Raw genomic sequence first — 25,356 nt, 5'->3', positions numbered from 1 at the left:
TTGTGTGGCGCCTCACGGCGCGGCGGCTGCTGCTCTCGACAGATGGCGATGAGCGCTGGGCCGCAAAGTGTCTAGTGTATTAGTCGAGCTTGATTTGCACGTCTACGCCAGCGGCGAGGTCGAGCTTCATCAGCGCATCAACGGTTTTCTCGGTCGGCTCAACGATGTCGAGCACACGCTTGTGAGTGCGAATCTCATACTGATCGCGCGCGTCCTTGTTGACGTGCGGAGAAATCAGGATGGTATAGCGCTCGCGATTGGTCGGCAGCGGGATCGGACCACGAACCTGAGCACCAGTACGCTTAGCGGTTTCAACGATTTCCGCAGTGGACTGATCGATCAGGCGATGGTCGAACGCTTTCAACCGAATGCGAATCTTTTGGTTCTGCATTTGCCCTAAACTCCAATGGATGTCGACGGCGCGAGCCGTCTACCCACGCATTCAAAGGATGCGCATTATAGGCACGCCAATCGGCCATGTCAAACATTTGCGATTGGTGCGCAGAAAAGGGGGCTCTTGCGAGCCCCCTTGCATCATCAAGCCAACAGCTTACTTGACGATCTTGGCTACGACGCCAGCACCTACGGTACGGCCACCTTCGCGGATAGCGAAGCGCAGACCTTCGTCCATGGCGATCGGAGCGATCAGGGTGATAACCATTTTGATGTTATCGCCCGGCATTACCATTTCAACGCCTTCCGGCAGTTCACAAGTACCGGTTACGTCGGTGGTACGGAAGTAGAACTGGGGACGGTAGCCCTTGAAGAAAGGCGTGTGACGACCACCTTCTTCCTTGGACAGTACGTATACTTCGGCTTCGAACGTGGTGTGCGGGTTGATGGTGCCCGGCTTGGCCAGAACCTGGCCACGCTCGACGTCATCACGCTTGGTGCCACGCAGCAGCGCGCCAACGTTCTCACCTGCACGACCTTCGTCGAGCAGCTTACGGAACATTTCAACGCCAGTAACGGTGGTTTTGGTGGTGTCGCGGATACCCACGATTTCCACTTCCTCACCGGCTTTAACGATACCGCGCTCTACACGACCGGTAACAACAGTACCACGGCCAGAGATAGAGAATACGTCTTCGATCGGCATCAGGAACGGCTGGTCGATAGCACGCTCCGGCTCAGGGATGTAGTCATCCAGAGCTTTGATCAGGTTGGTAACGGCGGTGGTACCCATGCCGTTCTCGTCTTCACCGTTCAGAGCCATCAGCGCAGAACCAGTGATGATCGGAGTGTCGTCACCCGGGAAGTCGTACTCGTTCAGAAGTTCACGAACTTCCATTTCGACCAGCTCGAGCAGCTCCTCGTCATCGACCATGTCCGCTTTGTTCAGGAACACAACGATGAACGGAACGCCAACCTGACGAGACAGCAGGATGTGCTCGCGAGTCTGCGGCATGGGGCCGTCAGCGGCAGAACATACCAGGATAGCGCCGTCCATCTGAGCAGCACCAGTGATCATGTTCTTGACGTAGTCAGCGTGTCCCGGGCAGTCAACGTGCGCGTAGTGACGCTGCTCGGACTGGTACTCAACGTGAGAAGTCGCGATGGTGATACCACGCTCACGCTCTTCCGGTGCGTTATCGATAGTATCGAATGCACGCCAGTCGCCGCCGAAAACCTCAGCAGACACGCGGGTCAGGGCCGCTGTCAGAGTCGTTTTACCGTGGTCGACGTGACCGATGGTGCCGACGTTGACGTGCGGTTTGGAACGTTCAAATTTTTCCTTAGCCACTGCTATAACCTCTTTACGTTAGCTAACGGTTAACCGTTTTGGTTGATGACGGCTTCAACGACGCTGGAGGGCGCCTCCTCGTACTTCGCGAACTCCATAGAGTAGCTCGCACGGCCCTGGGTCTGTGAGCGCAGATCGGTTGCGTAACCGAACATCTCACCCAGTGGCACCGTTGCACGAATGACTTTACCAGAGGAAGAGTCATCCATGCCCTGCACCAGGCCGCGACGACGGTTCAGGTCGCCCATGACGTCACCCATAAAATCTTCGGGGGTCACGACTTCGACCTTCATCACCGGCTCCAGCAGCACGGCCTTGGCCTTCCGGGCACCTTCTTTCACTGCCATGGAAGAAGCAATCTTGAACGCAGTCTCGTTCGAGTCCACGTCATGGTAGGAACCATCAAACAGCGTGACTTTGACGTCGATCATCGGGTAACCGGCGATGACACCGTTTTTCAGCTGCTCGAAAGCACCCTTTTCAACCGCAGGGACGTATTCCTTGGGAACCACACCACCCACGATTTCAGAGTTGAACTTGAAGAAGATTTCTTCTTCGCCTTCACCCTTCTCTTCTGCAGTCAGCGGCTCGATGCGCAGCCAGACGTGACCGAACTGACCACGACCACCAGACTGACGAACGAACTTGCCTTCCTGCTCGACGCTGCCGCGAATGGTTTCGCGGTAGGCGACCTGCGGCTTACCGATATTGGCTTCTACCTTGAACTCGCGACGCATGCGGTCGACGATGATGTCCAGGTGCAGCTCACCCATACCGGAGATAATGGTTTGACCGGTCTCTTCGTCGGTCTTGACCTGGAACGAAGGATCTTCCTGGGCCAGCTTGCCAAGCGCAACGCCCATTTTCTCTTGATCAGCTTTAGATTTCGGCTCAACAGCAACCGAGATCACCGGATCCGGGAACTCCATACGCTCGAGAACGATCTTGTCATCGATATCGCACAGGGTGTCACCGGTGGTGACGTCTTTCAGGCCGATACAGGCCGCGATGTCGCCCGCCAGTACTTCCTTGATCTCTTCGCGTGTATTAGCGTGCATCTGAACGATACGACCAACGCGCTCTTTCTTCTGCTTGACGGAGTTGTAGACGCCGTCACCAGACTTCAGAACGCCCGAGTAGACGCGAATGAAGGTCAGAGTACCAACGAAGGGGTCGGTAGCAATCTTGAACGCCAGTGCAGCAAACGGAGCATTATCGTCAGCTTCACGAGTTGCGACAGTACCATCCTTGTCGTCCAGCTCACCTTCAATGGCCTTGACTTCCGTTGGTGACGGCAGATATTCAACTACTGCGTCCAGAACCGCCTGAACACCTTTGTTCTTGAAGGCAGAACCACAGGTGACTAGAACGACTTCGCTTGCCAATGTACGGGCGCGCAGGCCTGCCTTGATCTCAGCGACGCTCAGCTCGCCTTGTTCAAGGTACTTGTCCATCAGCTCTTCAGAGGCCTCGGCAGCGGCTTCGACCATCTGCTCACGGTACTCTTCAGCGGTTTCGACCAACTCTGCAGGGATATCTACAAGCTCATAGCTCGTTCCAAGGTCTTCCTCGTTCCAGAGGATAGCCTTCATCTCGATCAGGTCGATAACGCCCTTGAAGTCTTCTTCCGTGCCCCAGTTAATCTGGATCGGCACGGCGTTGGCACCCAGGCGCTCTTTCAGCTGGTCGACAACCATAAAGAAATCAGCGCCGGTACGGTCCATCTTGTTGACGAACACCATGCGCGGAACTTCGTACTTGTTGGCCTGACGCCATACGGTTTCGGTCTGCGGCTGAACGCCGGAGGAACCGCACAGTACAACGACCGCACCATCGAGAACACGCAGAGAACGCTCAACTTCGATAGTGAAGTCAACGTGCCCGGGGGTGTCGATGATGTTGATACGGTGCTCATCAAACTGATGATTCATCCCCTTCCAAAAGGTGGTTACAGCAGCAGAGGTGATAGTGATACCACGCTCCTGCTCCTGCTCCATCCAGTCGGTCGTAGACGCACCCTCATGCGTTTCGCCCAGCTTGTGGTTTACGCCAGTGTAAAACAGTACACGCTCAGTGGTGGTAGTTTTACCTGCGTCGACGTGAGCCACAATCCCCAGGTTACGGTAGCGATTAAGCGGTGTTTTGCGTGCCACGGTGAAACTCCCGTTAGTTGGCGATGCTCGTTAATCCAGCGGTGCCATTTCTGCTTATGCCACCGCCGCCATCGACAACGATAGCGGCGGCGTGTTGCAACATGACGATAAAGACTTTTAACGCTGTGCAACCGGCAGAAACCGACACGAATCCAGAAACGTCGAGCTTAGAAACGATAGTGAGAGAAGGCCTTGTTGGCTTCTGCCATACGGTGCACGTCTTCACGCTTCTTGACAGCAGAGCCCTTGCCCTCAGCGGCATCCAGCATTTCACCTGCCAGGCGCTGAACCATCGTTTTCTCACCGCGACGACGCGCAGCGTCTACCAGCCAGCGCATTGCCAGCGCTTGGCGGCGTGACGGACGAACTTCAACCGGCACCTGATAAGTAGCACCACCCACGCGGCGCGACTTTACTTCGACCATCGGCTGGATGGTTTCCAGCGCCTTGTCGAAGATTTCCAGCGGCTCTTCTTTACTACGCTCGGCAACCTTGTCCAACGCACCATAGACGATGCGCTCAGCTACGGACTTCTTGCCGCTGACCATCAGGTGGTTCATGAACTTCGCCAGACGCTCACTTCCGAACTTGGGATCCGGCAGGATTTCGCGTTTAGCTACAACTCTTCTTCTAGGCATGATAAGCCCTCAATTAAGGATCCTTCAGGTAAACTCGGAACCTGCTTGCGCCTTTGGCGCCGCCCGACCTTACTCTTATCAGACCATCATATTCGGTTAAAAGGTAACACCGCAGCGCTCCATGAGGCTGCGTTCAGCGCCTTAGGACTTCGGACGCTTGGTACCGTACTTGGAACGACCCTGCTTACGGTTCTGTACGCCAGAGGTGTCAAGGGCGCCACGAACGGTGTGATAACGCACACCTGGCAAATCCTTTACACGACCGCCGCGAATCAGAACAACAGAGTGCTCCTGGAGGTTGTGACCTTCACCACCGATGTAAGAAGATACTTCGAAACCGTTGGTCAGGCGCACACGGCAAACCTTACGCAGGGCCGAGTTCGGCTTCTTGGGGGTGGTGGTGTAAACGCGCGTACAAACGCCGCGCTTTTGCGGGCATGCCTGAAGCGCAGGCACGTCACTCTTGGTGACGGGGCGCTTGCGCGGCTTGCGCACTAGCTGATTAATCGTTGCCATGGTGTTTAGCTGACTCCAATGGTTGCCTTGGCCTATTAACAAATACAAGCAGCGGATGCGGGCGCACCCACCCCACTGTTAAAGGCTGCGCATTCTAAAGGCTGACCCTGCCTGGCGTCAAGCCCTGGCGGTGGTTTACCGCCAGGTTCTGCCATTCAGGGCCAGCCGCTCTTGGCTGCTCTTGGCCTGTCCTGGGTTACAGATCGTCGTCTGAATCCAGGGCGGTCAACTGAGCACCCAGCTCCTGCTCAACCTCGGTAGCCGAGGGGTTGAACAGACGCTCTACGTCTTCGCGCTTGCGACGACGCTCTGCGTGGTGAGTCAGACCGGTACCTGCCGGAATCAGACGTCCAACTACCACGTTTTCTTTCAGGCCACGCAGGTAATCGCGCTTGCCGGTTACCGCCGCTTCGGTCAATACGCGGGTCGTTTCCTGGAACGACGCCGCCGAAATGAACGACTCGGTGGCCAGGCTGGCCTTGGTGATACCCAGCAGCAAGCGTTGGTACTTGGCCGGGAACTTGCCTTCTTTCTCCAGCCGCTCGTTCTGCTCCAGCACACGTACCAGTTCTGCCTGGTCGCCGGTGATGAAGTCAGAGTCGCCGGAATCGGTGATCTCTACCTTGCGCAGCATCTGACGCACGATGACTTCGATGTGCTTGTCGTTGATGCCTACGCCTTGCAGACGGTATACGTCCTGTACTTCGGCAGTGATGTACTTGGCCAGCTCCGCTACACCCAGCAGGCGCAGGATGTCGTGCGGGTTGCTCGGGCCATCGGAAATCACTTCGCCCTTCTCGACGGCTTCGCCTTCGAAGACGGCGATTTGACGCCATTTCGGAATCAGCGCTTCGAACGGATCGCCAGATTCCGGGGTGATCGTCAGACGACGCTTGCCCTTGGTCTCTTTACCGAAGCTCACCACACCGCTAATTTCCGCCAGGATGGCCGACTCTTTCGGCTTACGCGCTTCGAACAGGTCGGCTACGCGCGGCAGACCACCGGTGATGTCCTTGTTACCCGAGGCTTCTACCGGGATACGGGCAACGACTTCACCCACACCGATGGTCGAGCCGTCGTCCACGGAGATGATCGAGTTGCCGGGCAGCAGGTACTGTACCGGCGTGTTGGAACCGGACACGGACACGTACTCGCCTGCGGCGTCCTGCAGCATCACCATCGGGCGCTTGTCGCGGCCGGCCATCGGGCGGGCAGCCGACTCGATGACCTCGATGGAGGAGAGACCGGTCATTTCATCGACGCTGCGGTGCATGGTGACACCTTCGTCGAGATCGATGAACTGGGCCTTACCTTCCACTTCCGCAATGATCGGATGGGTGTGCGGGTCCCACTTGGCCACGACCGTGCCAGCGTCGACGACGTCACCGTCGCGAACCGACAGCTCGGCACCGTAAGGCAGCTTGTAGTACTCACGCTCACGACCATGATCGTCGGCGACGGCCAGGGCGCTTGAACGAGACACCACCACCAGTTTGCCGTCGGCACGCTCAACGTGCTTGATGTTGTGCAGGCGTACTTTACCGCCGTGCTTCACCTGTACGCTGTCGACCGCCGAAGAACGCGATGCCGCACCACCGATGTGGAACGTACGCATGGTCAGCTGGGTACCCGGCTCACCGATGGACTGGGCAGCGATGACACCCACCGACTCACCGATGTTGACCTGATGGCCACGCGCCAGGTCACGACCGTAGCAGGACGAACAAACGCCGTGCGCGGTGTCACAGGTGATGGTGGAGCGCACGATGATCTCGTCCACACCCATGGTGTCCAGCGACGCACACCACTTCTCGTCGAGCAGCGTGTTGCGCGGGATCAGTACTTCTTCGGTGCTCGGATCGATGACGTCCTGCGCCACCACTCGGCCCAGTACACGCTGTGACAGCGGTACGATGATGTCGCCACCCTCAATGATCGGGTGCAGCGTCAGACCGTTCTCGGTGCCACAGTCGATTTCGGTGATCACCAGATCCTGGGCCACGTCGACCAGACGGCGAGTCAGGTAACCGGAGTTGGCCGTTTTCAGGGCCGTATCCGCCAGACCTTTACGCGCACCGTGGGTCGAGATGAAGTACTGCAGTACGTTCAGACCTTCACGGAAGTTGGCCACGATGGGGGTTTCGATGATCGAGCCATCCGGCTTGGCCATCAGACCACGCATACCCGCCAGCTGACGGATCTGGGCGGCGCTACCACGGGCACCGGAATCGGCCATGATGAAGACGCTGTTGAAGGAGTCCTGCTCCACTTCATTGCCTTCACGGTCGACGACGGTCTCCTTGGAGATACCTACCATCATCGCCTTGGCCACCTTGTCGTTGGCCTTGGACCAGATGTCGATAACCTTGTTGTACTTCTCGCCTGCGGTCACCAGACCGGACGAGAACTGGTCTTCGATCTCTTTGACTTCGGCTTCGGCCGCTTCGACGATATCGGTCTTGGCGTCGGGAATGACGAAGTCGTTGACACCGATCGAGGCGCCGGACCAGGTCGCCAGACGGAAGCCGGTGTACATCAGCTGGTCAGCGAAGATGACCGTGGGCTTGAGGCCCGCACGACGATACACCTCGTTGATCAGGCTGGAGATCGCCTTCTTCTTCATCGGCTGATCGATCAGCGCGAACGGTACGCCTTCCGGCAGAATGCGGAACAGCAGGGCACGACCCACGGTGGTGTCGTACAGGCGACGATGCTCGGAGCGCTCGCCGGTCTCTTCGTCGACGTCCACTTCATCCAGGCGCACTTTGACGCGGGCATGCAGCGAGACGGACTGAGTACCGAAGGCACGCTCTACCTCGTTGAGGTCAGAGAACACCATGCCTTCGCCCTTGGCGTTGATCTTTTCGCGGGTCATGTAGTACAGACCCAGAACAACGTCCTGCGACGGCACGATGATCGGCTCGCCGTTGGCGGGCGACAGCACGTTGTTGGTGGCCATCATCAGCGCACGCGCTTCGAGCTGGGCTTCCAGGGTCAGCGGTACGTGGACCGCCATCTGGTCACCGTCGAAGTCGGCGTTGTAAGCCGCACACACCAGCGGGTGCAGCTGGATCGCCTTGCCTTCGATCAGCAGCGGTTCGAACGCCTGGATACCCAGACGGTGCAGGGTCGGTGCACGGTTGAGCAGTACCGGGTGTTCGCGGATGACGTCGGCCAGAATATCCCACACTTCCGGCAGTTCACGCTCGACCATCTTCTTCGCGGCTTTGATCGTGGACGCATGGCCCAGCGACTGCAGCTTGGAGTAGATGAACGGCTTGAACAGCTCGAGGGCCATCTTCTTCGGCAGACCACACTGATGCAGACGCAGCGTCGGGCCCACGGTGATGACCGAACGGCCGGAGTAGTCGACACGCTTACCCAGAAGGTTCTGACGGAAACGGCCCTGCTTACCCTTGATCATGTCGGCAAGGGATTTCAGCGGACGCTTGTTGGAGCCAGTGATGGCACGGCCGCGACGGCCGTTGTCCAGCAGCGCATCCACCGCTTCCTGCAGCATACGCTTCTCGTTGCGCACGATGATGTCCGGCGCATTGAGGTCCAGCAGACGCTTCAGGCGGTTGTTACGGTTGATCACACGACGGTAGAGGTCGTTGAGATCGGAGGTCGCGAAGCGGCCACCGTCCAGCGGCACCAGCGGACGCAAATCCGGCGGCAGCACGGGCAGCACTTCCATGACCATCCACGCCGGCGCATTGCCGGAGTGGTAGAACGCTTCGAGCAGCTTCAGGCGCTTGGAGAGCTTCTTGATCTTGGTTTCAGAGTTGGTCTGCGGAATCTCTTCGCGCAGCGTGTTGATCTCTTCTTCCAGATCGATGTCCTTGAGCAGTTCCTGAACGGCTTCGGCACCCATGCGGGCGTCGAAGTCATCGCCGAACTCTTCCAGGGCTTCGAAGTACTGCTCGTCGTTGAGCAGCTGACCACGCTCCAGGGTGGTCATGCCCGGGTCGATGACCACGAAGCTTTCGAAGTACAGCACGCGCTCGATATCACGCAGGGTCATATCGAGGAACATGCCGATACGCGACGGCAGTGATTTCAAAAACCAGATGTGAGCGACCGGCGAGGCCAGCTCGATGTGGCCCATGCGCTCACGGCGCACGGCAGCCTTGGTGACTTCGACGCCACACTTCTCACAAATGATGCCACGGTGCTTCATGCGCTTGTACTTGCCGCACAGACACTCGTAGTCCTTGACCGGGCCAAAGATCTTGGCGCAGAACAGACCATCCCGTTCCGGCTTGAAGGTACGGTAGTTGATGGTCTCGGGCTTCTTCACCTCGCCAAACGACCAGGAGCGAATCATGTCCGGCGACGCGAGGGTAATCTTGATCGCGTCGAACTCTTCGGACTGAGACTGCGATTTGAGTACTTTCACCAAATCTTTCATATGACGGCTCCTAGCTCTCTAACTCGATATCGATGCCCAGCGAGCGGATTTCCTTCACGAGTACGTTGAAGGATTCCGGCATGCCTGCCTGCATGGTGTGGTCGCCATCCACGATGTTCTTGTACATCTTGGTGCGGCCTTCGACGTCGTCCGACTTGACGGTGAGCATCTCTTGTAGCGTGTACGCAGCGCCGTAGGCTTCCAACGCCCACACTTCCATCTCACCGAAGCGCTGACCACCGAACTGTGCCTTACCACCCAGGGGCTGCTGAGTCACCAGCGAGTAAGAACCGGTAGAACGCGCGTGCATCTTGTCGTCTACCAGGTGGTTAAGCTTCAGCATGTACATGTAGCCAACGGTGACCGGGCGGTCGAAGGCATCGCCGGTACGACCATCGTACAGCGCCATCTGACCGGATTCCGGAATGTCTGCCAGCTTCAGCAGGTGCTTGATCTCGTGCTCTTTGGCACCGTCAAACACCGGCGTGGCCATGGGCACACCGCCTTTGAGGTTTTTCGCCAGCGCGATGATTTCTTCGTCGGTCAGCGAATCGATGTCCTCCATGCGGGTGCCAGGCGTGTTGTAGACCTGCCCCAGGAAGTCACGAATTTCCGCAACCTGCTGGCCACGCGCATCACGCAGCATGGCCTCGATCTTGACGCCCAGGCCACGTGCCGCCATGCCCAGGTGAGTTTCCAGGATCTGACCGACGTTCATGCGCGACGGTACGCCCAGCGGGTTCAGTACCACGTCCACCGGCTCGCCCTTCTCGTCGAACGGCATGTCTTCGATGGGCATGATCGCGGAGATAACACCCTTGTTACCGTGACGACCGGCCATCTTGTCGCCTGGCTGGATGCGACGCTTGACCGCCATGTAGACCTTGACGATTTTCAGCACGCCCGGCGCGAGGTCGTCGCCCTGGGTCAGCTTGCGTTTCTTGTCTTCGAAACGCTCGTCCATCTCTTTACGGCGGTTTTCGAGCTGCTCATCGGCCTGGGCCAGCAGTTCGTTGTAGGCTTCGTCCTGCATGCGCAGCTTGAACCACTGCTGACGGGGCAGTTCGTCCAGGTACGTCTCGCTCAGCACGTCGCCTTTTTTCAGGTTCGGGCCACCGTTGACGGCCTGACCTTCCAGGGTGCGCTTCAGACGCTCGAACGTCGCGTCTTCGGCGATCCGGTAGGTCTCCTGCAGGTCCTTGCGTACTTCGTCCAGCTGCATCTGCTCGATGGACAGGGCACGGGAGTCCTTCTCGACGCCGTCACGGGTGAACACCTGAACATCGATGACCGTACCCTTCATGCCGGTGGGGGCGCGCAGGGAGGTGTCTTTCACGTCAGAGGCTTTCTCACCAAAGATGGCGCGCAGCAGCTTCTCTTCCGGCGTCAGCTGGGTTTCACCTTTCGGCGTTACCTTACCCACCAGAATATCGCCGGGGCCGACTTCAGCACCGATGTACACAACGCCCGCTTCGTCCAGCTTGCCCAGCGCCGATTCACCGACGTTGGGGATATCGGAGGTGATCTCTTCCGGCCCCAGCTTGGTGTCACGAGACACACAGGTCAGTTCCTGAATGTGAATCGTGGTGAAGCGATCTTCCTGAACGACACGCTCGGAGAGCAGGATGGAGTCTTCGAAGTTGTAACCGTTCCAGGGCATGAACGCGATGCGCATGTTCTGGCCCAGGGCCAGATCACCCATGTCGACAGACGGGCCGTCGGCCAGAATATCGCCGCGTGCCACGCTGTCGCCAGGCCGCACGATGGGGCGCTGGTTCATACAGGTGTTCTGGTTGGAGCGGGTGTACTTGGTCAGGTTGTAGATGTCGACGCCGGCTTCACCGCCGATGATCTCATCTTCATTGACCCGCACCACCACACGACGCGCATCCACGGAGTCGATGACGCCGCCACGGCGCGCCACGGCACATACGCCGGAGTCGCGGGCCACGAAGCGCTCCATGCCAGTACCGACCAGCGGCTTGTCGGCACGCAGGGTCGGAACGGCCTGACGCTGCATGTTCGCACCCATCAAGGCGCGGTTGGCATCATCGTGCTCCAGGAACGGGATCAGGGCCGCTGCGACCGAGACCACCTGACGCGGAGACACGTCCATCAGCGTCACTTGCTCAGGACGCATGAAGGTGGTTTCGCCGCGGTGGCGTACCTGCACCAGGTCATCGATCAGCTTGCCAGATTCATCTACCGCCGCCGACGCCTGGGCGATAACGAAGTCGCCCTCCTCGATCGCCGACAGGTGAACGATGTCGTCAGTGACCTGACAGGCATTCACTTTGCGGTACGGCGTTTCCAGGAAGCCATAGCTGTTGGTATGGCTGTAGGTGGCCAGCGAGTTGATCAGACCGATGTTCGGGCCTTCCGGCGTTTCGATCGGGCACAGACGACCATAGTGCGTGGCGTGTACGTCACGGACTTCGAAGCCTGCGCGCTCACGGGTCAGACCGCCCGGGCCGAGTGCCGATACACGACGCTTGTGAGTCACCTCGGACAGCGGGTTGTTCTGGTCCATGAACTGGGACAGCTGGCTGGAACCGAAGAACTCTTTCACCGCCGCCGCCACGGGCTTGGCGTTGATCAGGTCCTGGGGCATCAGGCCTTCGCTCTCCGCCATGGACAGACGCTCTTTGACCGCACGCTCGACGCGCACCAGACCTACACGGAACTGGTTCTCGGCCATTTCGCCGACGCAGCGGATACGGCGGTTACCCAAGTGGTCGATATCGTCGACGTCACCGAAGCCGTTACGGATGTTGATCAGTTCGCGCAGCACATCGAGGATGTCCTTGCGGTCCAATACACCGGAGCCCACGTCGGAGTCACGACGCAGACGACGGTTGAACTTCATCCGGCCCACGCCCGACAGGTCGTAGCGGTCTTCGGTGAAGAACAGGTTGTGGAACAGCGTTTCGGCGGCTTCCTTGGTGGGCGGCTCGCCAGGACGCATCATGCGGTAGATTTCGACCAGCGCTTCCAGCTGCGAGCCGGTAGTGTCCAGCTTCAGCGTGTCGGAAACGAAGGAACCGCAGTCCAGGTCATTGGTGTAGAGCGTTTCGATCAGGGTAATACCGCCCTGAGCCATGCGCTCCAGCACTTCTGGGGTAATTTCGGTGTTGCACGGGCAGATCAGCTCGCCCGTCCTGGTGTCGATCTGGTCTTTGGCCAGCGTCTTGCCGAACAGGTACTCCATCGGCACTTCCAGACGCTCCAGACCCGCTTTTTCCAGCTGGCGGATGTGCTTCTGGGTAATCCGACGGCCTTCTTCGACGATAATCTCACCATCGGCATCCTTGATGTCGAAGGTGGCGGTTTCACCGCGCAGGCGCGAAGGCACCAGCTCCACGGAGAAGCCAGACTTTTCGATATGGAAAGTACTGGTTTCGAAGAACTCGTCGAGGATCTCTTCGGTGCTCATGCCCAGCGCGCGCATCAGCACGGAAGCCGGCAGCTTGCGACGACGGTCGATACGCACGAAGACGTTGTCTTTCGGATCGAACTCGAAGTCGAGCCAGGAGCCACGGTAAGGAATCACGCGAGCAGAGTAGAGCAGCTTGCCGGAAGAGTGGCTCTTGCCCTTGTCATGATCGAAGAACACACCGGGTGAGCGGTGGAGCTGGGAAACGATTACCCGCTCGGTACCGTTGATGACGAAGGTACCGTTCTCGGTCATCAGGGGGATCTCCCCCATGTAGACTTCCTGCTCTTTGATATCCTTGATAGCCTTGTTCGAAGAGTCGCGATCATAGATGATCAAGCGAACCTTGACGCGCAGCGGGGCGGAGTAGGTCACGCCACGCAGCTGACACTCCTTCACATCGAACGCCGGCGTACCGAAGCGATAGCTGACATATTCCAGCGCAGCGTTACCCGAGAAGCTCTCGATCGGGAACACGGACTTGAATGCCGCGTGCAGACCCACTTCGTGCCGCTCATCAGGCGAACGATCCTGCTGGAGAAAGTCGTAGTAGGAATCAAGCTGGATGGCCAGCAAGTAAGGCACATCCATCACTTGGGGCAGTTTGCCGAAATCCTTGCGGATGCGTTTTTTCTCAGTATATGAGTAAGCCATCTGTATTCCCCAGCTTGTTCACCATGGGTGACCGATGCGTGGTCATCTGCCCGCGGGCGTTTCAGACGCAGACAGCAAGCTCCTAATCGGTAGCTCGCCGTCAAAAATCTTGATAGATAACAGTGTTACGGTAGTGCTGTCCGCGCTTCGTTGTTGCCTGCCGACACGCTCACGCTTTACAACTGACGCATTACAACAACGTACGCTTCACAACAACGGTCCTGCTATTGTGCTGCTTTTTACCGCAGCGGCTCTGTCGTTTCGCTGCACGGCAGCATATTACAACAGAAAAAGGCCGGCAGCGGGATAGCCCGCCGCCAGCCGTGGAAGCTTACGCAGCGCGTAAAGCCATCAGCACAAGGATTACTTGAGCTCGACGGTTGCGCCCGCTTCTTCCAGCTTCTTCTTGGCAGCTTCAGCGTCGTCCTTGGACATCGCTTCTTTGATGGTCGCCGGAGCGCCGTCAACAGCGCCTTTGGCTTCTTTCAGGCCAAGACCGGTGATTTCACGAACGGCTTTGATGACGTTGACTTTCTTGTCACCAGCAGACGCCAGTACCAGGTCGAATTCGGTCTGCTCTTCAGCAGCTTCGCCAGCAGCAGCCGGACCAGCCATAACGGCTGCGGCAGCAGAAACGCCGAATTTCTCTTCCATCGCTTCGATCAGCTCGACAACTTCCATTACGGACATGTCGGCTACAGCATTGATGATATCGTCTTTGGTCAGTGCCATTGTTCCATTCCTAACTTTGCGGGAGTCTCGGACAACCGAGAACTCGGGATTTATTGCAGGTTCAGGCTGCGTGTCGATAACGCGGCCCGCAAGAAACGCTGCTTAGGCAGCTTCGGCTTCTTGCTTCTGGTCGCGCAGGGCGGCCAGGGTACGAACCAGCTTGCCAGCGGAGGCTTCTTTCATGACCGACATCAACTTGGCAATTGCCTCGTCGTAAGTCGGCAGGGTTGCCAGACGATCGATGTCAGCAGCCGGAATCAGCTCACCTTCGTAGGCCAACGCTTTCACTTCGAAGTTCTGCTCGGTTTTGGCAAACTCCTTGAACAGACGAGCGGCAGCGCCCGGATGCTCAGTGGAGAAAGCCAGCAGAGTAGGACCAACGAAGCTCTCGTTCAGACACTCCCATTGGGTGCCTTCGAGTGCGCGGCGAGCCAGCGTGTTACGAACAACACGCAGCTCTACACCATTCTCACGCGCCTGCTTGCGCAGATCGGTCATTTTACCGACCGTGACGCCGCGAGAATCGGCAACTACGACGGAGAGTGCGCCCTTGGCCGCTTCACTGACCTCGGCAACAATCGCTTTCTTGCCTTCAAGTGCTAGTGGCACAGTGATCACTCCTTCGTGCCGAAACCCGTCAAGGTTTCGGAGGTTACCATCTCTTCCAGGCCCAACAGCGGCACAGGAAGCCTTAGGGGATGGTGCTCACCAGAAAGCGGTTGCTAAAAGCGTTAACCAACTGGCGGCCACACCATCTGCGCAGGCGCTTTAGGGCGATTAAGCCGCCACTTCAGAAAAGCGGCGGCACCTGCGGTCTTTGACGGTGCCTCATCTGGCATAAAGCTCAGCGAGGGACCGCAAAGTTCTTGCTCGGTTCCAACCACCGGCAACACGAGATTTCGCCCGTGCCGCCAGCGGGACTATCCTCGACTCGCTTATACCAGCGAGGAGTGGTCGATAGTCAAACCCGGGCCCATGGTAGTGGACAGGGTGAATTTCTTGAAGTAAATGCCTTTGGAAGAGCTCGGCTTGAGCTTCTTCAGGTCAGCTACCAGTGCTTCCAGGTTACCCTGAACGGCGGTCACGTCAAAATCGACCTTGCCCAGCGTGGTGTGGATGATGCCGTTCTTGTCGGTACGGAAACGCACCTGACCCGCTTTGGCATTCTTGACCGCAGTGGCCACGTCAGGCGTCACGGTACCGACCTTCGGGTTCGGCATCAGGCCGCGCGGACCGAGGATCTGGCCCAGCTGACCGACAACGCGCATGGCATCCGGAGAAGCGATGACGACGTCGAAATCCATCACGCCTTTCTTGACCTGCTCGGCCAGCTCTTCCATGCCCACGATGTCAGCGCCGGCTTCTTTAGCCGCATCGGCGTTGGCACCCTGAGTGAACACAGCCACGCGAACGTCTTTACCGGTGCCGTTCGGCATGACGGTAGCGCCACGAACGACCTGGTCGGATTTACGCGGATCAACACCCAGGTTGATCGCAACGTCCAGAGACTCTTTGAACTTCACGGTTGACAGCTCAGAAAGCAGAGCAACGGCTTCTTCCAGAGAGTAAGCCTTGTTGCTGTCTACTTTCTCGCGAATCATCTTGGCGCGCTTGGACAGTTTAGCCATGATTAGAGACCCTCCACGTTTAAGCCCATGCTGCGAGCGCTACCAGCGATGGTACGCACTGCGGCTTCAAGATCAGCAGCCGTCATGTCAGGCTCTTTGGTCTTGGCGATCTCTTCCAGCTGTGCACGTGTCACGGTGCCAACCTTCTTCTTGTTCGGCTCACCAGAACCGGACTTGATGCCCGCTGCTTTTTTCAGCAGTACGGCAGCAGGCGGCGTCTTGGTGACGAACGTGAAGCTACGGTCTGAGTAGACGGTAATCACGACAGGCGTCGGCAGGCCCGGCTCAATTTCTTGAGTCGCGGCGTTGAACGCCTTACAGAATTCCATGATGTTCACGCCGTGCTGACCCAGCGCGGGGCCTACGGGCGGACTCGGGTTGGCTTTACCTGCAGCAACCTGCAGTTTGATGTAAGCCTGTACTTTCTTGGCCATGATAATTACTCCAATTGGGTGATAACGCCTGACGGCTCCCCGGTACGCGTAAAGCAGCGCGGGGCTGCTTTACATGAATCCAGGACGGCACCCACGGCGCCATCCTGCAACAATTTGAGATTACTCTTTTTCTACCTGAGAGAACTCAAGCTCTACAGGCGTCGCGCGGCCGAAGATCAGCACACTGACCTGCAGACGGCTCTTGTCGTAGTTCACCTCTTCAACGACACCGTTGAAATCGGCAAACGGACCATCGATGACACGCACGGACTGACCCGGCTCGAACATGGTCTTGGGACGCGGCTTGTCGGTACCGTCCTTCACACGACGAAGAATAGCTTCAGCTTCGCGACTGGTGATAGGCGCCGGCTTCTCTTTGGTGCCACCGATGAACCCCATGACACGCGGCGTTTCGTTCACCAGATGCCAGGTTTCGTCGACCATCTCCATCTCGACCAGCACATAGCCAGGATAAAACTTGCGCTCACTCTTGCGGCGCTTGCCGTCGCGCATCTCGACCACTTCTTCCGTCGGCACCAGGATTTCGCCAAAGCGATCTTCCATGCCATACATTTTCACACGCTCGATCAGCGAGCGCATGACATGCTTCTCAAAGCCGGAATAAGCGTGGACGACGTACCAACGTTTGGACATGAAAACTCCTAACCAATAACGCCGGACATCGCCCAGCCAAGAAGAGTGTCAATCAACCACAGCATCAACCCCACCACCAGCACCGCTACCAGTACGATGGCAGTCGTTTGAATGGTTTCAGGACGGGTTGGCCATACAACGCGCTGAATCTCTTTCCTGGCGCTGACAGCAAGCTCGATCAGGTCGCGTCCCTTGGCGGTAGTGAGTGCAATCAATCCTGCCAATGCACACAGCACAACGACACCGAGGACACGATAGAGCAGGCCAATATCGGCGAAATAGGTATTACCAACGATTGCAACAACAAGCAGCGCTACAGTCGCCGCCCACTTGAGCCCGTCATGGCGCGTCTGTTGCACCTCATCGCCATGTTTTACGGAACTAGGCTTCATAAAAACGAGACTCCTAAGGGTGCAGCGAGCGACAAAGGAATTCTAGAAAGACATGCCAACCTGGGGAAGATTGGCAGGCCAGGAGGGAATCGAACCCCCAACCTGCGGTTTTGGAGACCGCTGCTCTGCCAATTGAGCTACTGGCCTGTATCGTCAAATGCGCAATTTACTACCTGCGCAAGAGCGGGCGCCATGATAGCGAAAATTTTTCCACCTGACAACCCTTACATCACACCCGCTGCCGCGGGCGAAGACAAAAAAAGCGAGCATCGCTCGCTTTTTTCGCAATATGGAGCTCATGGACGGAATTGAACCGTCGACCTCACCCTTACCAAGGGTGTGCTCTACCCCTGAGCTACATGAGCCAAACACATCAAACTGGAGCGGGCGGCGGGAATCGAACCCGCACCATCAGCTTGGAAGGCTGAGGTTCTACCATTGAACTACGCCCGCCGAACTTGCCTAAAGAATGACAATCCGCTGCACGAGAAACAGTAGCTAATGCCCGCTTACCGGCTTTTCATTCACAAGCACTGACAAATCAGCGCCCATACAATCTGGTGGAGAGGGAAGGATTCGAACCTTCGAAGCTTTCGCGGCAGATTTACAGTCTGCTCCCTTTGGCCACTCGGGAACCTCTCCAGCTGTGGCGGCACATTATGCCAGCCTTCAAAACAGTGTCAAGCTAAAATCTCTTTATTTTCGAGACTTTTACTGCTTGCCGACTTAACTAAATCAGCGTTGCGACTCGACTGCATCTGCTTTGGAACGCGCTGCATTCTGTCAAAGCAGCATGGAAAATGCAAGCCCTGCGCGAATTTTTTCCAACGAAACCGGCTCCGGCACCCGCGGCGCACCCGACATCTTGCCTGCGCGCTCGGCGAAGGTCAGCGGAAATGTGGCTTCGAGGCCGCCATACACCATGTCGGGCCAGACGGCATGGGGCACCTGGACCCCGCGCGACACCACCCGCGCATCCCCGCCCGTCAACAGCATGGGCAGCGCCACTCCTTGCTGGTCGCATACTTCGCTGTAAATGCGATTGATGGCACTGACCGCCGCCATGTAGATGCCATGGTTGACGGCATCCACCGTGCGCCTGCCAGGCTCCAGCAGCGCATCGGCCTCGCTATCGGGGTCGATGGCCACATTGCGGGTGCCCAGCTTGAGACTCTCCTTCATCAACCGTAACCCCGGGATGATGAACCCCCCCAGATGCACCCCACCCGGCAACACGAAATCAATGGTGATGGCACTGCCGCAGTCCACCGCACAGCAGCCGCCGGCCAGCTGGTAACCCGCCAAGGCCCCCATCCAACGGTCTACGCCCAGACGGCCGGGCTCCTCATAGCCATTGACGACGCCCAGCGCCTCGGGTGTCGAGCGCGCCACATGGACCTGACGCACCTGGCGGCGGAGCAGGGCGACAGTTTCGTCCAGCACGGCGGCCCTGGCCACGCTGGAAATGCGCACCGCTTCTACTACGCCCAAGTCAGGAATATCCGCCCCTGGACGCCACTCCTCCCGGGTCCATACGGCCCCGCGTGAGCGGATCTCGCTGCTCTCGGCATCCTTGAGCCGCCACTTCGACAGCGTGTTGCCGATATCCAAATCCAGAATCATAGACGCCTACGTACGCTAATCTCACCGCCCGACAGGCGTCGCGAGTGACCGTTTTCAGTAACCCACAGGTTACCACTTTCATCGACATCGCCTGCAACGGCATCGCTGGTGCGCTCCCCCTGGATGACCCGAATGGGCAACCCTGAGTAGGCATGGCGCTGGTTCCAGGCGTCGAGCCAGGGCGCGAACCCACCGTTCTCGAACCCCGCCAACATGCTCAGCAACCCAGCGACCATGTCTGCCGCCAGCTGATTACGCGAGATACCGGGCCGCGCATCGAACAACGCGGCCACCGGCTGGTCGATGGCCGCCCGCAGGCTATCCGGCAGCATCAAGTTCATGCCGATGCCGATCACCACTTCACAAGGGCCAGCGGCATCGCCGGTCACTTCGATCAAAATGCCCGCCAGCTTGCCCAGCTCGCCCTCGTTTTCGGCCAACAGCACGTCGTTGGGCCACTTCAACTTGGGTGCCACGCCATACTGCTCGAGCACCTGAGAGACCACGACGCCCACCGCGAGACTTAGCCCCTCCAGAGCATTGACGCCGGATTCGAAGCGCCAGCCCATGGACACCATCAGACTCTGCCCCCAAGGCGTCGACCAGACACGGCCGCGCCGTCCGCGCCCTGCCGTCTGCAGCTCGACGAAACACACTTCGCCGTGGCCTGCACCCTGTGAAAACCGCTCACGCAGGTACTCGTTACTGGAGGGCAGCTGGTCTTCGACGAACAGACGCGCCAGCAGGTGGCGGGCATCCGCAGGTAGCCGTTCGACGATGCGAGCGCCATCCAACGGCTCGAGCGGGTAAGCGAGGCGATAGCCTCGCCCTTTGACGGCGACCAGCTCGACGCCCAGCGCTTCGAGTTTCTTCAGCTGCTTCCACACGGCGGCTCGGGAAACGCCTAGCGCCTCCCCCAACTGTTCACCGGAATGAACCTCGCCATCGCTCAACAAACGCATCAGGTTACCGATGGTCATGTGCCTGCCCCAACTGGGAAAACGCCTATCTTAACGGAACCGTCATGAAGGCGAAAACTGCCGCGTTTAGGTTATTGACTTGGTGCTTTATTTAAGACAGCGCTGGTAGTGGACCGTACCCAGACCCTATAATGCCGCCCTATTTTTCCAGCAGGATCGCGTCGTGATCGAGAATCTTCGCAACATTGCCATTATTGCCCACGTTGACCACGGTAAAACTACCTTGGTAGACAAACTGTTAAGCCAGTCTGGAACGCTCGACCGCAAGGCCGAAGGCCAAGAGCGTATCATGGACTCCAATGACCAGGAGAAGGAGCGTGGTATCACCATCCTGGCCAAGAACACTGCTATTCAGTGGCAAGACGGCAATGGCAAGGATTACCACATCAACATCGTGGACACCCCTGGGCACGCCGACTTCGGTGGTGAAGTAGAGCGCGTCATGTCCATGGTGGACTCTGTGCTGCTGCTGGTCGACGCCGTCGATGGCCCGATGCCACAGACCCGCTTCGTGACCCAGAAAGCTTTCTCACAGGGCCTCAAGCCTATCGTGGTGGTCAACAAGATCGACCGCCCCGGCGCGCGTCCCGACTGGGTCATCGACCAGATCTTCGATCTGTTCGACAACCTGGGCGCCACCGACGACCAGCTCGACTTCCCGATCATCTACTGCTCGGCCCTGAACGGCATTGCGGGCATGGACCCGGAAGAGCTGGCCGAGAACATGGACCCGATGTTCCAGGCTATCGTCGATATCGTCGAGCCGCCGAAAGTCGAAGTGGATGGCCCCTTCCAGATGCAGATTTCTGCCCTGGACTATAACAGCTACGTCGGCGTCATCGGCCTGGGCCGCATCAAGCGCGGTTCCGTGAAGCCCAACCAGCAGATCTCGGTGATCGGCGTGGATGGCAAGGTGCGCAAGGGCAAGATCGGTCAGGTCATGACTCACATGGGCCTCGAGCGCGTGCAGACCACCGAAGCCACCGCTGGCGATATCGTGTGCATCACCGGTATCGAAGAGCTGTCCATCTCGGACACCCTGTGTGACCCGAGCGCCGTCGATGCGCTGCCGCCGCTGTCCGTAGACGAGCCCACCGTCTCGATGACCTTCCAGGTCAACGATTCGCCGTTCGCAGGCAAGGATGGCAAGTTCGTCACCAGCCGCAACATCAAGGATCGCCTGGACCAGGAGCTGATCCACAACGTGGCGCTGCGCGTCGAGCAGGGCGAAACGCCCGAGAAGTTCAAGGTCTCCGGGCGTGGCGAGCTGCACCTGTCGGTGCTGATCGAAACCATGCGTCGTGAAGGCTTCGAGCTGGCCGTTGGCCGCCCCGAGGTCATCATCAAGGAGATCGACGGCATCAAGCAGGAGCCCTACGAAGAGGTCATCATCGACTGTGAAGAGCAGCATCAGGGCTCGATCATGGAAGAGCTGGGCTACCGCAAGGGCGAGCTGACCAACATGAACCCGGATGGCAAGGGCCGTGTGCGTCTCGACTTCATGATCCCGGCACGTGGCTTGATCGGTTTCCGTGGCCAGTTCCTGACCTTGACGTCGGGCACCGGCATCCTGACCAGCCGCTTCGACCACTACGGCCCGCTGAAGCCCGATGCCGCCATCGAGCGTCGTAACGGCGTCATGGTCTCCATGGTGGATGGCAAGGCGCTGGCCTACGCCCTGTATACCCTGCAAGACCGCGGCAAGCTGATCATCGACCACGGTACCGAAGTGTACGAAGGCATGCTGGTCGGTATCCACAGCCGCGCCAACGACCTGGTGGTCAACCCCACCAAGGGCAAGAAGCTGGATAACATGCGCGCGTCAGGCAACGATGAAAACATCGTGCTGACACCGCCGGTGAAGTTCACGCTGGAACAGGCCATCGAGTTCCTCGACTCCGACGAGCTGGTCGAAGTGACGCCGACCTTCATCCGCCTGCGCAAAAAGCTGCTGAAAGAGAACGAGCGCAAGCGTTCCAGCAAGAAGTAAACGGATCGCTGCCATGGAAAGCCCGCCACTGTGCGGGCTTTTTGCTACCTCAGCCCATGGTCGACTGTGCTGGGCGGGCAACAAATATCATCATTAACGCAACCTAAACGCTAGCGTGCTGGAAAGCGTCGTCATTCTATCGCACAGTAACGCAATCGTTGACGCCCTCGGGGCGCTGTCACGCTACAATTCATACAAGTGTTTGGATACCTACCCCCATCCGACACCACTACCATGGACACTCCTTCACATGAGCGGTCATAACGTCTGGACGCACAAGGGCACCTTCTTGTTGGCAGCGGTGGGCTCTGCCGTTGGCCTGGGCAACCTTTGGCGCTTTCCCTATCTCACTGGTGAAAACGGCGGTGGCGCTTTCATTCTGATCTATGCGCTGACCATCTTTGCCGTGGGCATTCCCATTCTGATTGCCGAGACCATGCTGGGCCGCACCAGCCGCCAAAGCCCGATCATGGGCATGCGCCACTTGACCCGCACCCACAAGACTTCGCGCGCCTGGGAGTCGATCGGCTGGCTGGGGGCCGCCTCGGCCTTTCTGATCCTGAGTTTCTACTCGGTGATCGCGGGCTGGGCTCTGCATTACACTTGGCTCATGCTGACCGGCTCGCTGGTCGGGGCCGATGCCCAGACCATTGGCGAGGGCTTCAATGCGCTGCTGGCCTCGCCAGGGCTGATGACGCTCTATCACACGCTGTTCATCGCCGCGTCGGCCTTGATCGTGGGCATGGGCATCCACAAGGGCATCGAATCGGGGCTGCGCATCATGATGCCCGCCCTGTTCGTCATCCTGATCGTGGTGCTGATCTACGGCATCATCAACGGCGACGTGGGTGCGGCGGCCAGCTTCCTGTTCACGTTCAACATCGGTGATCTGAGCCTGGAGGGCTGGCTGCAGGCGATGGGGCAATCCTTCTTCACGCTGAGCCTGGGGATGGGCGCCATCATGGCCTATGGCGCTTACATGTCCAGCGAGGCATCGCTGACCCGCACGGCGATTGCCGTGGCGTTCGTGGACACCGCCGTGGCCATGGTCGCGGGCCTGGCCATCTTCTCGCTGGTGTTCGGCGCAGGCCTGGAAACCGGCCAGGGGCCGGGGCTGATGTTCGTGACCCTGCCGCTGGCGTTCGCCGACATGCCCTTTGGTGCGCTGGTAGGTGGCGTATTCTTCATTCTGGTGCTGGGCGCTGCCCTCAGCTCGTCCATCTCCCTGATCGAGCCGGTCGCGGCGTTTCTGGTCGAGCGCTTCGACATGACGCGCCCTCAGGCGGTCACCATCATGGTCGTGGCGGCCTGGGCCATGGGCCTGCTCACGGTGGTCAGCTTCAACGTGTGGGCCGAGGGCACGATTTTCCACACCCTGTTTGGCCGCAGCGCCTTCGATTTCATCGAGCTGTTGACCAACATCTTCATGCCGCTGGGCGGCCTGCTGATCGCGCTGTTCGCCGGCTGGGCCCTGACCCAGAGCGAAGTGATGAAAGAGCTGGGCACCCACCAGACGTGGTTCAAGACATGGCGCTTCCTGGTGCGCTATGTCGGCCCTGCCGCGGTCTCGTTCGTCTTTTTGCGCACGCTCCCCCAGGTGGAAGGCTATGCCATTCCCGCACTGGGCGCGCTGGTCATCGTCGGAGCCTTTGCCGCCAGCCAGCGGCTTCGCCAAGCCAGAGGCTAGACACCGACCAACGCAACATCATGGGTTTCAACAATAACATGCGATGGCAAGCGGCCCTGGCCGCCTGCCTGCCGAGGACACCATGCACCCCCTTATCGAAGTACAACATGTCAACAAGGCATTCGGTGGGTTACACGTCATCAACGACTGCTCCATACGCGTGGAGAAGGGCTCGATCACCGGCATGATTGGCCCTAACGGGGCAGGCAAATCGACCCTGTTCAACCTGATCGCCGGAGCGCTCACGCCGGACAGCGGCCGCATCCTGCTGGAAGGTGAAGACATTACCTCCCTCAGCGCCGACCAGCGCTTTCACAAGGGACTGCTGCGCACCTTTCAGATCGCCCACGAATTCAGCCAGATGAGCGCGCTGGAAAATCTCATGATGGTGCCCCCCCATCAGGCAGGGGAAAGCCTGTTCAACACCTGGTTCAAACCGGGCCTGGTGCGCCAGCAGGAGGCCGAGGTGCGCCAGCGAGCGCTGGAAGTCATCGACTTCGTGGGCCTGCACCACGTGCGCAATGAGCTGGCGGGCAACCTCTCTGGTGGCCAGAAGAAACTGCTGGAACTGGGCCGCACCATGATGACCGATGCCAAGGTAGTGCTGCTCGACGAGATTGCCGCCGGCGTCAACCGCACCCTGCTGGGCGACCTGATGGGCAACATCGAGCGCCTCAACCGTGAGATGGGCTACACCTTCCTGGTCATCGAGCATGATATGGACATGATCTCTCGGCTGTGTGACCCGGTCATCGTCCTGGCGCAAGGCAGCGTCATGGTCGAGGGTCATATCAAGGACATACAGAACAACCCTGCCGTGATCGAGGCTTATTTCGGGACCGATGCCGCGTAGCGCACGGCAGCCCACTACCGCCATGTCACTGCCTGGCAGCGCATGGAGATAACAACATGATCGTGACGGAAACACTGCGCGACGTTTGCTGAGACACCTTATGTCATCTACCCCCGCAACTCCCCAGCCGCTGCTCGAAGCGCGCCATGTGCACGGCGGCTATGGCAGCATGAATATCCTCAACGGGGTCGACATGACCCTGTACGCCGATGAGGTCGGCGTGATCGTCGGCCCCAACGGCGCAGGCAAATCGACCATGCTCAAGGCGGTGTTTGGCCTGCTCAACGTCAATCAGGGCGAAATACTGCTCAACGGTCAGCCGATCCACAACCTGCCACCGAATCAGCTGGTGGAGCGTGGCATGGGCTTCGTGCCTCAGGAGAAGAACGTCTTTCCCAGCCTGACGGTGAAGGAAAACCTGGAGATGGGGGCCTACCTGAAGCCCAACAACGTCAAGCGCATGCTGGAGCAGGTATACGACTTCTTCCCGCCGCTGGTGGAGAAACGCCATCAGCCGGCGGGGGAGCTGTCGGGCGGCCAGCGTCAGATGGTGGCCATGGGCCGTGCCCTGATGGCAGAGCCCAGCCTGCTGCTGCTGGACGAACCCACGGCAGGGTTGTCGCCACTCTACATGAACGAAATCTTTGACCGCGTGAAAAAGATCAATGCCGCAGGCGTTGGCATCTTGATGGTCGAACAGAACGCCAAGCAGGCACTGGCCATTGCCGACAAGGGCTTTGTGCTGGCCGCCGGGCAGAACCGCTTCACGGACACAGGGGCTGCGCTGCTGGCCGACCCGGATGTCGCAAAAAGCTTTTTGGGCGGCTAGCCCGG

General features: G+C 58.7%; 19 protein-coding genes and 4 tRNA genes. 4 read left to right on the top strand and 19 right to left on the bottom strand.

Features of this window, described 5'->3' with window-relative positions; all coding sequences use genetic code 11:
• Window positions 1-79: 79 nt before the first annotated feature.
• The 19 genes from rpsJ to LG409_RS00860 all read right to left on the bottom strand — a co-directional run bounded on the left by rpsJ (window position 80) and on the right by LG409_RS00860 (window position 19,992).
• Window positions 80-391, bottom strand: coding sequence for a 30S ribosomal protein S10 (gene rpsJ / locus LG409_RS00950; protein ID WP_009098983.1), 312 nt, complete (start codon window positions 389-391; stop codon window positions 80-82).
• A gap of 159 nt (window positions 392-550) precedes the next feature.
• Window positions 551-1,744 (bottom strand): elongation factor Tu, encoded by a 1,194-nt coding sequence (tuf, locus tag LG409_RS00945; protein ID WP_039180669.1) that lies wholly within the window; start codon window positions 1,742-1,744, stop codon window positions 551-553.
• Between the two features lie 29 nt (window positions 1,745-1,773).
• Window positions 1,774-3,897 (bottom strand): elongation factor G, encoded by a 2,124-nt coding sequence (gene fusA, locus LG409_RS00940; protein ID WP_039180673.1) that lies wholly within the window; start codon window positions 3,895-3,897, stop codon window positions 1,774-1,776.
• Between the two features lie 167 nt (window positions 3,898-4,064).
• On the bottom strand, window positions 4,065-4,535 hold the full coding sequence (gene rpsG / locus LG409_RS00935) for a 30S ribosomal protein S7 (RefSeq protein ID WP_016915771.1): 471 nt from the start codon (window positions 4,533-4,535) through the stop codon (window positions 4,065-4,067).
• A 141-nt stretch (window positions 4,536-4,676) separates the two neighbouring features.
• Window positions 4,677-5,051 carry a 30S ribosomal protein S12 gene (rpsL, locus tag LG409_RS00930; protein ID WP_009098973.1) on the bottom strand — a complete coding sequence of 125 codons (375 nt, stop codon included), beginning with the start codon at window positions 5,049-5,051 and terminating at the stop codon, window positions 4,677-4,679.
• Window positions 5,052-5,247: 196 nt separating this feature from the next.
• Window positions 5,248-9,462 carry a DNA-directed RNA polymerase subunit beta' gene (rpoC, locus tag LG409_RS00925; protein ID WP_039180677.1) on the bottom strand — a complete coding sequence of 1,405 codons (4,215 nt, stop codon included), beginning with the start codon at window positions 9,460-9,462 and terminating at the stop codon, window positions 5,248-5,250.
• Between the two features lie 10 nt (window positions 9,463-9,472).
• Window positions 9,473-13,549 carry a DNA-directed RNA polymerase subunit beta gene (rpoB, locus tag LG409_RS00920; protein WP_227407438.1) on the bottom strand — a complete coding sequence of 1,359 codons (4,077 nt, stop codon included), beginning with the start codon at window positions 13,547-13,549 and terminating at the stop codon, window positions 9,473-9,475.
• A gap of 363 nt (window positions 13,550-13,912) precedes the next feature.
• A complete protein-coding gene (rplL, locus tag LG409_RS00915) occupies window positions 13,913-14,281 on the bottom strand; it encodes a 50S ribosomal protein L7/L12 (protein WP_016915768.1) in 369 nt (122 codons plus the stop codon).
• Window positions 14,282-14,383: 102 nt separating this feature from the next.
• Window positions 14,384-14,890, bottom strand: a complete 507-nt coding sequence (rplJ, locus tag LG409_RS00910; protein ID WP_016915767.1) for a 50S ribosomal protein L10 — start codon at window positions 14,888-14,890, stop codon at window positions 14,384-14,386.
• Between the two features lie 326 nt (window positions 14,891-15,216).
• A complete protein-coding gene (rplA, locus tag LG409_RS00905) occupies window positions 15,217-15,909 on the bottom strand; it encodes a 50S ribosomal protein L1 (protein WP_016915766.1) in 693 nt (230 codons plus the stop codon).
• Window positions 15,910-15,911: 2 nt separating this feature from the next.
• Window positions 15,912-16,343 (bottom strand): 50S ribosomal protein L11, encoded by a 432-nt coding sequence (rplK, locus tag LG409_RS00900; protein ID WP_016915765.1) that lies wholly within the window; start codon window positions 16,341-16,343, stop codon window positions 15,912-15,914.
• A gap of 120 nt (window positions 16,344-16,463) precedes the next feature.
• A complete protein-coding gene (gene nusG / locus LG409_RS00895) occupies window positions 16,464-16,997 on the bottom strand; it encodes a transcription termination/antitermination protein NusG (protein WP_016915764.1) in 534 nt (177 codons plus the stop codon).
• An 8-nt stretch (window positions 16,998-17,005) separates the two neighbouring features.
• Window positions 17,006-17,389, bottom strand: coding sequence for a preprotein translocase subunit SecE (secE, locus tag LG409_RS00890; protein WP_016915763.1), 384 nt, complete (start codon window positions 17,387-17,389; stop codon window positions 17,006-17,008).
• Window positions 17,390-17,460: 71 nt separating this feature from the next.
• Window positions 17,461-17,536 (bottom strand) — tRNA-Trp (locus LG409_RS00885).
• A gap of 143 nt (window positions 17,537-17,679) precedes the next feature.
• Window positions 17,680-17,754: transfer RNA gene (locus LG409_RS00880), tRNA-Thr, on the bottom strand.
• 14 nt (window positions 17,755-17,768) lie between these two features.
• Window positions 17,769-17,842, bottom strand: a tRNA-Gly gene (locus tag LG409_RS00875).
• A gap of 105 nt (window positions 17,843-17,947) precedes the next feature.
• Window positions 17,948-18,031 (bottom strand) — tRNA-Tyr (locus LG409_RS00870).
• Between the two features lie 141 nt (window positions 18,032-18,172).
• Entirely contained in the window at window positions 18,173-19,012 is an 840-nt protein-coding gene (locus LG409_RS00865; RefSeq protein WP_016915762.1) for a type III pantothenate kinase, read from the bottom strand.
• The gene (locus LG409_RS00860) at window positions 19,009-19,992 is read right to left on the bottom strand and encodes a biotin--[acetyl-CoA-carboxylase] ligase (protein ID WP_227407437.1); all 984 of its coding nucleotides are present in this window, start codon (window positions 19,990-19,992) and stop codon (window positions 19,009-19,011) included. The genes LG409_RS00865 and LG409_RS00860 overlap by 4 nt, the downstream gene beginning before the upstream one ends.
• Window positions 19,993-20,155: 163 nt before the next feature.
• On the opposite strand from LG409_RS00860, the gene typA reads away from it, so the two are divergent.
• The 4 genes from typA (at window position 20,156) to LG409_RS00840 (ending at window position 25,351) form a co-directional block, all read left to right on the top strand.
• Window positions 20,156-21,982 carry a translational GTPase TypA gene (gene typA / locus LG409_RS00855; protein ID WP_039180695.1) on the top strand — a complete coding sequence of 609 codons (1,827 nt, stop codon included), beginning with the start codon at window positions 20,156-20,158 and terminating at the stop codon, window positions 21,980-21,982.
• 250 nt (window positions 21,983-22,232) lie between these two features.
• Window positions 22,233-23,669: a sodium-dependent transporter gene (locus tag LG409_RS00850; protein ID WP_227407436.1), complete on the top strand. Its 1,437-nt coding sequence runs from the start codon at window positions 22,233-22,235 to the stop codon at window positions 23,667-23,669.
• Window positions 23,670-23,751: 82 nt separating this feature from the next.
• Window positions 23,752-24,522, top strand: coding sequence for an ABC transporter ATP-binding protein (locus LG409_RS00845; RefSeq protein ID WP_096923354.1), 771 nt, complete (start codon window positions 23,752-23,754; stop codon window positions 24,520-24,522).
• Between the two features lie 100 nt (window positions 24,523-24,622).
• Window positions 24,623-25,351 carry an ABC transporter ATP-binding protein gene (locus tag LG409_RS00840; protein WP_039180702.1) on the top strand — a complete coding sequence of 243 codons (729 nt, stop codon included), beginning with the start codon at window positions 24,623-24,625 and terminating at the stop codon, window positions 25,349-25,351.
• The last annotated feature ends 5 nt before the right edge of the window (window positions 25,352-25,356 follow it).

The organism is Halomonas sp. NyZ770 (assembly GCF_020616575.1).
Taxonomy (GTDB): Bacteria; Pseudomonadota; Gammaproteobacteria; order Pseudomonadales; family Halomonadaceae; genus Vreelandella; species Vreelandella hamiltonii.
The sequence above is the reverse complement of the archived record's forward strand: the minus strand, read 5'-3'. Positions and strand labels throughout refer to the sequence as shown.